Below are 395 nucleotides of genomic sequence, written 5' to 3' on the forward strand. Positions count from 1 at the left end.
CACCAGTTCCGCGCCCTTGTGCAGCGCCGAGCGGGCGCCCCGGGCCATCCGCAACCAGCCTGGAGCCCGGGGCTGCCGCGCCTCCTCGGAAGGGGCGCCCTCGCTCCAGGTCTCCGGGCCCACCGGCCCCTCGGATGCTCCCGCCGCGTCCACGGGGTCCGTGAGCGACAGCAGCACCCGCGCGAGCGCGATGCCGTCCGCCATGCAGTGATGCAGCCGCGCGAGCAGCACGTCCCCGCCCGGCAGGCCCCGCGTCAGGGAGAAGTGCCACAGCGGAAAGGAGCGACTCAGGGGCAGGCCCAGCCGTTCCCCGACAACCCCCGCCAGCATGCTGTGTGTCTCCGGATCCGACATGTCCAGCGTGGACACATGGGCTTCCAGGTCGAAGTCCGGCG

The 395-nt window shown here is 73.4% G+C and carries 1 protein-coding gene; it reads right to left on the reverse strand.

Annotated features, from left to right (window positions below; all coding sequences use genetic code 11):
• On the reverse strand, nt 1-381 hold a 381-nt coding region (locus FJV41_RS51460; RefSeq protein WP_281291692.1), incomplete at its 3' end, for a wax ester/triacylglycerol synthase domain-containing protein.
• Nucleotides 382-395 lie beyond the last annotated feature (14 nt).

Source organism: Myxococcus llanfairpwllgwyngyllgogerychwyrndrobwllllantysiliogogogochensis (assembly GCF_006636215.1).
In the GTDB taxonomy this organism is placed as follows: Bacteria; Myxococcota; Myxococcia; order Myxococcales; family Myxococcaceae; genus Myxococcus; species Myxococcus llanfairpwllgwyngyllgogerychwyrndrobwllllantysiliogogogochensis.